Annotated in this window: 3 protein-coding genes; 2 read left to right on the forward strand and 1 reads right to left on the reverse strand. The window is 44.7% G+C overall.

Annotation, left to right across the window (positions count from 1 at the left end):
* Position 1: 1 nt before the first annotated feature.
* On the reverse strand, positions 2-5,605 hold the full coding sequence (locus tag QUA38_RS06475; protein WP_333160236.1) for a PAS domain S-box protein: 5,604 nt from the start codon (positions 5,603-5,605) through the stop codon (positions 2-4).
* A gap of 988 nt (positions 5,606-6,593) precedes the next feature.
* Between QUA38_RS06475 and QUA38_RS06480 the strand changes: the two genes are divergently transcribed.
* Both QUA38_RS06480 and QUA38_RS06485 read left to right on the forward strand, forming a co-directional pair.
* Positions 6,594-8,105: a mechanosensitive ion channel domain-containing protein gene (locus tag QUA38_RS06480; RefSeq protein WP_333160238.1), complete on the forward strand. Its 1,512-nt coding sequence runs from the start codon at positions 6,594-6,596 to the stop codon at positions 8,103-8,105.
* A 10-nt stretch (positions 8,106-8,115) separates the two neighbouring features.
* Positions 8,116-9,264 (forward strand): flagellar assembly protein H, encoded by a 1,149-nt coding sequence (locus QUA38_RS06485; RefSeq protein WP_333160240.1) that lies wholly within the window; start codon positions 8,116-8,118, stop codon positions 9,262-9,264.
* Positions 9,265-9,503 lie beyond the last annotated feature (239 nt).

A 9,503-nucleotide genomic window follows, 5' to 3' on the forward strand; every position in this document is an offset into this window, starting at 1 on the left:
CTTACTTGTAGGACTGAATAAACGTTATAATCTCTTCGTCTTGAAAGTCCTTTGCCATCTGATGCAATATTTTAGCAAAGGGAATGTATTTTGGGTCTATTGCTTCAAGTAATACCGCCTGCTTAACTATTTCTAGGAAATTTCCTTTCATAGCCAGCTCGTATAGCATTTCCATTTCTGTAGCAGGCGGGGCAATGAGCTCGTTGGTGTCTGAGCCGATCGCCAGTGGCTCTTCATTAGCTTCATAAACCCATTCCAAATCAAGATACTGTTGCAATTTTTGTAGTAGTTCCGTGGCTTGAACAGGTTTGGGAATAAAAGTGTTGCCTCCTGCTTCTAAACTTCTGTATTGATCGGCTTCAAATACGCTGGCAGAAGAGACAATAATCACGATGTCTTTGAAGTTTTCCGATTCTCGAACCCGCTTAATTAGCTCGAAGCCATCTAGTTCGGGCATTAGTAAGTCAGTAACGATTAAATCTGGCTGCACCTCTAGAATTTTTTCCCAGCCTTCCTGCCCATCGTTCGCTTCAGACACCTCAAAACCGATCGGACTGAGCAAATTGCTAATTACCGAACGGTTAGCCCATTTGTCATCAATAACCACAATCTTAGGTTGGCGGTCTTTGATGCCGATAATCTGCCCGCGATGGTCAATTTGAGAAGTTTTTACCCATTCATCGGCTTGAGATAGATTGACATCAAACCAAAAAATACTGCCAACATTCATCTCACTTTTAACCTGAATGGTACTGCCCATTAGTTCTACAATCCTTTTGCTAATTGCCAGTCCCAATCCGGTGCCTTCCGTCTGCCGCCTGCGATCTCCTACCTGCTCAAAGGGCTGAAAGATAGCTTGGAGTTGATCTTGTGCAATGCCGGTACCTGTATCGCGTATTTCAAAGCGAATTTTTTCTTCTGTGGCAAAACTGACTATAAAAGTAACAGTGCCCTTATCCGTAAATTTAATAGCGTTGCTTAAAAGATTAATTAACACTTGCCGCAAGCGTTTTTCATCCGCACGAATACCAATCGGGAGTTCGGGGCTTGATGGAAAATGAAACTGAATTCCCTTTAGTTCAGCTCGGATACGACACATTTCTGCGACACCTTGCAGGAACGCCGGGAAATGAAAATCCGTGGGCATGAGTTCCACTTTCTGTGCTTCAATCTTCGACAAATCGAGAATATCATTGATTAAGGTCAGTAAATGGGAACCGCACTGATAAATAACATCAATGCGCGATCGCTCTTCTTCATTCAAGACTTTGGAACGCTGAAGAATCTGCGCGTACCCCATGATGCCATTAAGCGGAGTCCGCAACTCGTGGCTCATGTTAGCAAGGAATTCACTTTTGGCCCGACTAGCTGCTTCTGCGGCTTCCCTGGCTTTTGCCTGTACGATTTCTGCTTGTTTGCGATCGTGGATATCGGTGCAAGTGCCAATCCACTCCCGGAGGCTGCCATCTTCATTCAGAATTGGCACCCCTCTAGCTTGAAAATAACGATAGTTTCCATCCGCTCTGCAGAGTCGAAATTCCATCTCATACAGGCTGTTCGTTTGCGCTGCTTCCATCCAGACCTGAGCCGTTTGTTCGCGATCTTCCGGGTGAATTGCATCCAACCAGCCAAAACCAACCACCTCAGCTTCACTTTGTCCGGTGTAAGCTCTCAGAGTCGGTGTATCTGGGCATCTTCCTTCAGCATCCGCTGTCCAGACAATTTGGGACGTAGCAGCGATTAGCGATCGATAGCGTTCTTCGCTTTTTTTGATAGCATTTTCGGCTTGTTTGCGATCGTGGATATCATTGCAAGTACCAACCCACTCGCGGATGTTGCCATTTTCATCTACAATTGGCACTCCCCTACCTTGAAAATAACGATAGTTTCCATCCGTTCCCCGGATTCGATATTCTATGTCAAACAGGCTTTTTGTTTGCACTGCTTCCATCCAAGCCTGACTCGTTCGTTCCCGATCGTCCGGATAAATTGGATCTAACCAGCCGAAACCAAGCACTTCAGCTTCAGTTTGCCCGGTGTAAGCTCTCCAACTCTGTAGATCCGTGCCTTTTCCTTCAGCATCCGTTGCCCAGACGATTTGGGATGTCGCCACCATTAGCGATCGATAGCGTTCTTCGCTTTGTTTGATCGCATCTTCCGCTTGTTTGCGATCGTGAATATCGATGGAAGTGCCAACCCACTCCCGGATGCTGCCATCTTCATTCAGAATTGGCACCGCTCTAGCTTGAAAATAACGATACTTTCCATCCGCTCCGCGGATTCGATATTCTATTTCATACAGGGTTTTCGTTTCCACTGCTTGCATCCACACCTGATTCGTTCGTTCGCGATCGTCCGGGTGAATTGCATCTAACCAGCCAAAACCAACCACTTCGTCTACGGTTTGTCCAGTGTAAGCTCTGAAAGTTGGTAGATCTGGGCATCTTCCTTCTGCATCCGTTATCCAGACCATTTGGGACGTAGCAGCGATTAGCGAACGATAGCGTTCTTCGCTTTGTTTTAGAGCATCTTCGGCTTGTTTGCGATCGTGGATATCGGTACAAGTGCCAATCCACTCTTGGATGCTGCCATCTTCATCCAGAATTGGTACTCCTCTAAGTTGAAAATAACGATAGTTTCCATCCGCTCCCCGGATTCGATATTCTATGTCATACAGGCTTCTCGTGTGCACTGCTTCCATCCACACCTGAGCCGTTCGTTCCCGATCGTCCGGGTGAATTGCATCTAACCAGCCAAAACCATCAGCCATCTCAGCTTCGGTTTGTCCGGTGTAAGCTCTCCAACCCGGTTGATCCACGCATCTTCCTTCAGCATCCGCTGTCCAGACAAGTTGGGACGTAGCAGCGATTAGCGAACGATAGCGTCCTTCGCTTTGTTTGATAGCATCTTCGGCTTGTTTGCGATCGCTAATGTCATTATTAATTTCGAGTTGGGCACAAGGCTTTCCTTCCCCATCGCGCTGCAATGTCCAGCGACTTGCCACTATAATATGCCGACCATCACGGGTGGTGTGGTTCAGTTCTCCTTCCCAACTTCCCTGCTGGAAAAACTCCGCCATTATGGTTTCTAATGGTTGAGAAAAGGCTGTTTCCAAGAATGTGTGAATGTACTGCCCGACTACTTCCGCTTTTGTCCAACCATAGAGCTTTTCTGCACCTTGGTTCCAGTATATGATGCGGTCATCCATATCCCGAATAATGATACTATTGCTCGCTAAGTCGAGTATTTCTAGGGTTTGACGCAGTGTTTGCTCGGCTTGTTTGCGATCGCTAATATCTCGTGTTGTGGCGATGATGCCGAGGATATTGCCCTTAGCATCCCGCCAAGGAGCTTTTGTAGTGAAAAAGGTCGCCGTGGTTTCACCCTGAGAGACATCTTCCTCGTAACTCTCAGTGATTCCTGCTTCCATGAGTTGGCGATCCTTCGCCATTATTGCACGGGCACTGTCAGGCGGCAGTAATTCCAAATCATCTTTGCCGATGATTTCCTCAATTGGCTTGCCTATGAAGTTTGCCAAATTGGAGTTAATGGCAACATGACGCCCTTCCCGATCTTTAACGACAATGAAGTCTGGTGTACTTTCCAAAATAGAGTTTAGCAGTGCATTACGATCGCGCATCTGGGCTTCAGCTTGTTTGCGATCGTTAATGTTTCGCGCTATGGCGATAATACCGAGAATATTGCCTTGACCGTCTCGCCAAGTGGCTTTTGTGGTTAAAAAATAATTGCTGGTCTCACCATTTGAAATTTCTTCTTCGTAGGTTTCAGTAGTGCCTGCTTCCATAATCTCCCGGTCTTTTGCCATTATTGGAACGGCGGCCTCCGGGGGCATCAGTTCCGAATCATCTTTACCCACAATCTCCTCTATGGGTTTACCGTCAAAGAAGAAGTTTGCCACAAAGGAATTAAGGGCAACATATCGGCCTTCCCGGTCTTTAACCACAATGATGTCTGGCGTACTTTCCAAAATAGAGCTCAGCAAGAGGTGGCGATCGCGCAGCACAGCTTGCTGTTCGCGCAGAGCTTCTTCAGCTTGTTTGCGATCGGTAATATCTGTATTAGCTCCAACCCATTCCCGAATTGAACCATCCGCGTTCAGAATTGGTACACCACGACAACTCATGTAGCGATATTCCCCGTCATAGCGACGCATACGAAATTCAATTTCATAGAACGATCGATTAGCAACAGCCGTTGACCAGACAGTGGTCATAGACGAGCGATCGTCTGGATGGATAGCGTTGATCCCACCCCCTCCCTTATAATCATCAAATGTCTGTCCTGTAAATGCACTCCAAGTAGGTTGCTCGCTCGCCATTTCGCCGTCGGCATTGCAGATCCAAATAATTTGAGCGCTAGCTTCCATCAAAGAACGAAATCTTTCTTCACTTTGTTTGAGGACATCTTCTGCGTTTTTGCGATCGCGAATATCCCGCGTAATAGTGGCAATCCCTACCGGTTCATTAGTCTCTGGATTTTTGACCAGAAATAGGGTGTAGTCTACCGCAATGGGTTGACCGGTCACGAAATGTCTGAAGCGGTAATCACTCCGCCACCCCCCCTCTTGCATTAGAGTAGGCATAACACGCTGCTGTACAAAGTCCAAATCTTCTGGCATGAAGAAGTCGGTAAGGTGTTTAGTTCTGGCTTCGTCCAAACTACTGAGTCCAACCAAATCCAGACCAGCCTGATTCAGTAGCATCGGGCGACCATCCATTGAGGCAACGCCAATAAAGTCACGGCTGTTCTCGATCGTTGTAGCGAGCAATTGCCGTTCTTCCTCTGCTTTTTTGCGATCACTAATGTCCCGTGCAATAGTGGAAATAAACTCGACTTCGCCTGTTTCCGTTTTGTGGACGATTAAAACTTGGGAAACTGGAATTTCTTTCCCATCCTGTGACAAAAATACGGTTTCACCAGCCCAGCTACCCTCTCTTAAGGCGGTTGGAAAGACTTCATTTTGGAATTTTGTCGTTGCCGAGGGAGCTAATACAAAATCTACACTAAACGGAGATCGTGCCTCCTCTGGAGGTACCCCGATCATTTTCTGTCCGGCTTTGTTGAGGTACACGTTATGCCCTGTTGCATCCGCAATCCCTACGAAGTCGGAAGTTGCTTCCAAAATTGCCGTCAGTCTTGCCTGCTTTTGTTCGGCCCGCTTGCGATCGGTAATTTCAATTACAATCCCACCAACACCAAAAACCAGGCTATTTTCATCCCGCAAAGGATAGTAAGATCCTTGCCAGTAGCGCACGATTCCTGGTTCTTTCGGCGTTTCACCCACTAATTCATGGTCGAGAATGGGCTTGCCCGTATCCAGAATGCCTTGCAGCATTGGTTCCAGAGTCGAAGCCACTTCTGGCAGCACTTCACGCACTGACCTACCAATATGGTCTGCCACACAAACCCCATTCATCTGGGCGAGAACTTCGTTAATTTGGACGTACCGGAGTTGGCGGTCAAAAATCAGCATTCCGGCGTTGGCACCTGCAAAAAAAGCGTCGAAGTGAGCCTGTCGCAATACCTGTGCTGTTGTGTTCTCTTGCTGTTGCGGTTGGGTTTTCTCTGGTGGGAATTTGCTCATGTTTGCTCGTGCATTTCAGCTATTATTCTAAAACTTCTTTCCAATGGCGCGATCGCAAGGTTTTCCTTGTTTCCTATTTGGGTACTGAATAAAACCTTCAGTAGGGCGACCATTCGGTTTTCAATCGGCGATATATGTATACCTTGCGACAATATTTCGGTTAACTCTTCGGATGTATCGCCAACCAATTCTATTGCTCATCAATTCTATTCCTAATCAATCCTATTGGTAAAACCTTGGTGACAACATAAGCTAGGGAAGCGTTTGTCAATCAGCAATTATGCTCAGGATTTACTCAGGTTTTGGGTGGAAAACTTAGATTTGGGCGATCGAGCAATCATGTCGGGCGCTATATTTATTTCCACCTAACCCCAAACCGCAAATTTTCCACTCCTGAACAAGCAAGTATTTTCAGTAATTTTACTGATTGACAAATGTGATTAAGTTATAGTTTGTCCTCCCGGTCGGTAGAATGCCTAGTATTCTTGGAACGTTATCAATTTTAGCTAGATTCAGTTAAATTTTCACTTAGATATACACAAAACGCACGCAACTAGCAGATTAATAGCAATATGTCTCCCACCAGTTAAAGTCATTGTAATACTTGCATATTTGACTTGTCCACTTAAAGAGTCATTCAATAATCCCTGCTTAAGTTGATAACGGGACTTCAAAAAAAAATTAGTGGAGAGTATGATAAGCTCGAATCGAGTTAATGTTGACTAAAGTTAGTAGAGTGATCACTTTAACAATAGATGAGTCTGCTATTGTATCGCGAAAAAGTGGCGCACTAACCGCAGGCCTGCGAAGACCAGGTATCCGAAAAATTGGCAATAGGGAGAACTGCGTAGTATGAGGAACCACATCTCTATGTAACGACTTCACTTTTTTCACCCCTAAAAACAGGTTAAAAGTTATGATTACGAGTTCAGTATTTTATTTTTAAATTGGGTACTGAGGACTTTATTTTTTACTACTCCCTTAAAAAATGACCACACAAAAAACCTTAGAGTCTGAATTTAAATTGAATACAATACCAGAAGAAGTATTGACACAGCTATCGCAAATATTTACCGCTACCCTATTTAAAATAGGTGAAAATCCTGTATCCTTGCAGTCACTGGTGGAACTGATTGTATTGTTTATGGCTATCCTGGTCATAGCACGCTCTTTTACGAACTTTCTTAAGGAAAACTTGCTTGTCAAACTGGGAATTGACGAGGGGAACCGGGAAGCTATCGCAGTTATTATTGGGTATTTAATAGTAGCTTTGGGGGTGATAGTTGCCATCCAAAGCATCGGCTTCAACCTTGCTTCCTTTGCAGTAGTTGCGGGGGGGCTGGGAGTCGGAATTGGCTTTGGCATCCAAGATTTAACAACTAATTTTGTCAGCGGCTTAACGCTGCTTTTAGACAGACCCGTGAAAGTCGGAGACTTTGTGGAATTAGAAGGATTAATGGGAATCGTCAAAAAAATCTCGATTCGATCGACCATCCTCCAAACTACTGAGGACTCCAGCGTCATAGTTCCCAACAGCAACATGATTAGCAACAAAATTGTTAACTGGAGTTACGAAAACTCCCTACTCTGTCTGCGAGTTCCCGTAGAAGTAGCGGAGAATAGTAACCCGCTGTTAGTGACAGAAACCCTGTTAAATATTGCTTACGCGGAAGCGGGAGTTTTATACGAACCGACTCCGAAAGTATTGTTTGTGGAGTTTGGTGATGATAGTTTTAAATTTGAACTTTTAGTTTGGACGGATAGGCCGATTGAAAGAGAAGTAATTAAAAGTTCTTTGAATTTTGCCATTGAATACAATTTCCGCCAGCATAAAATTGACTTCCCCTTCAATAACAGAGAAATTTATTTGCAAAATCCCGAAGTTCTGTTGTCAATCTTCAACCAAAAAGAAACTGCAATTGACATCAGGAATACTTCCTCTGAAAAAAAGCAAAAAATGCCTATTTTTGGAGACGAAATGAAAAAGCTATCCTCCCTTAGCTGTTTGCTGCGAGAGGTAGAATACTTTGAAAATCTGACGGATCTTGAATTGCGGCAATTGATTGAAGTTGGATACCGCAAACGGCTGCGACCGCAAGAATATTTGTTTCATGAAAACGACCCAGGAGATGCTTTTTACATGATTCTTTCAGGTTCAGTAGAAGTTTTTGTAGAAGCTATTGACAAACACCTGAATAACCTGGGTACGGGTCAGTTTTTTGGGGAACTTTCTTTGATGTTGGGAATCCCCAGAACTGCTTCAGTGAGAGCTTTGGAAGAAACAATTTTGTTTGCTATCAATAAAGAAGGTTTTCAAAAAGTTTTAACTGAACGACCTGATTTATCGGAACAGATTATTAAAGAAATAGTCAAACACAAAGAAGAACTAAGCGAAAGACAGCAATTATTGCGAGAAATGGAATTACTAGATGCAGAAGAAGAAGAGGAAAATCCTGTAGAATGGGTGAGAAAACGGTTAAAAAATCTATTTAGTGTTTGAAATAATTTCTATGACGCGATTTATTCACGATCGCTTTGCCAAAGAATACCTGGAGGAATTGCTTTCGCCGATCGGAACGGTCAATGTCGGCAGAGATGTGACTTCCGAAGTTCGAGAAATCGATGTTTATTTCACTCCCAGCACCGCAATTCCCGAATACTCAGAAACCCTGGGATTGTTGGGAAAATTGGCAAACACAACTGCAATTTTTGAACCGTTTCGCAATCCGGCAAACGTCAGCGAAATTTGTAGCTGTCTGGGCAAGTTATTGGACGTGCGAGGTGAATCGGAGCGAAAATTTAGGAGAGAAAATACTCGCTATGATGACGCTCAGTTACCCAAACTGTGGATTTTGATGGCCACAGCATCGAAATCTTTGGTAGATAGCTTTAATGCGATACCAGACACAGAGAATTGGATGCAGGGAATCTATTTTTTGGGTGAATCTTTGCGAACTGCAATTGTGGCGATTCACCAGTTGCCAGAAACTCCAGAAACTCTGTGGTTGAGGATTTTGGGCAAAGGGGGAGTGCAGCAAAGGGCTATTTCCCAATTAAGCGCTTTAGCTGCCGACGATCCGTTGCGGATTATCGCGCTAGAATTGCTGTATCGGTTACAGTCAAATTTAGTAACCGATGCGCCACAAGAATTAGAGCCAGAAGAGCGGGAGTTAATTATGGCTATTGCACCACTTTTTCAACAACAAATACAAGCAGCACAGCAACAAGCTAGAGAAGAAGGGCTAGAACAGGGACTAGAAGAAGGACTAGAACGGGGACTAAAACAAGGGCTAGAACGAGGCCGACAAGAACAACAGCGCTTAATCTTAGAAAATTTTCTGCGAGTTAGATTTGGAGAATTAAGTCCCAAAATGACTGCTTTTCTATCTCCAACATCAAGGTTGGCTGCGGCGGAATTTACAGTGCTGTTGCTGGCAATCTCGATGCTGACCGTTGATGAAGCTGGGCGGGAAGCAGCGGTTAAATTGTTAGCTGAAAGTGCGTTGCAAATGCGATCGCCTGAATTGGGCGATCTTCTGCCTACAGCCGTTACTAATTTATTGGCATTGCCTGTGGCAGAATTGACCTTGTTTGTAGAACAACTGCCACAGTTATCGGCTGATGAATTGAGGGACAGGTTAGGAAAAACACCTGACTAAAACCTGTGATCGCAGCCATAAAGGGATCTCGCTCTTTATGGCATTTAAATAATTATCCAATAAAATTCCTAAATTCTGTTGATCGCACTTTAGGAATTGGACTGCGGGCCTAAAATCAAGTGCAGCAGACCGTCGATCAGTCGATCGCGCTCCATTGGGATAGGTTGAGTCGAGGGGGGATATTATTCCCCGCCCCTCTCAGTTAGATCTGGGCGTGCGAGTTTCCCCGCACCCAGCTC

Source organism: Microcoleus sp. Pol12B4, assembly GCF_036701385.1.
Lineage (GTDB): Bacteria > Cyanobacteriota > Cyanobacteriia > Cyanobacteriales > Microcoleaceae > Microcoleus.

Coding starts and splice junctions, on each gene's coding strand:
- QUA38_RS06475 (WP_333160236.1), bottom strand. CDS start 5,605: ATGAGCAAATTCCCACCAGAGAAAACCCAACCGCAACAGCAAGAGAAC.
- QUA38_RS06480 (WP_333160238.1), top strand. CDS start 6,594: ATGACCACACAAAAAACCTTAGAGTCTGAATTTAAATTGAATACAATA.
- QUA38_RS06485 (WP_333160240.1), top strand. CDS start 8,116: ATGACGCGATTTATTCACGATCGCTTTGCCAAAGAATACCTGGAGGAA.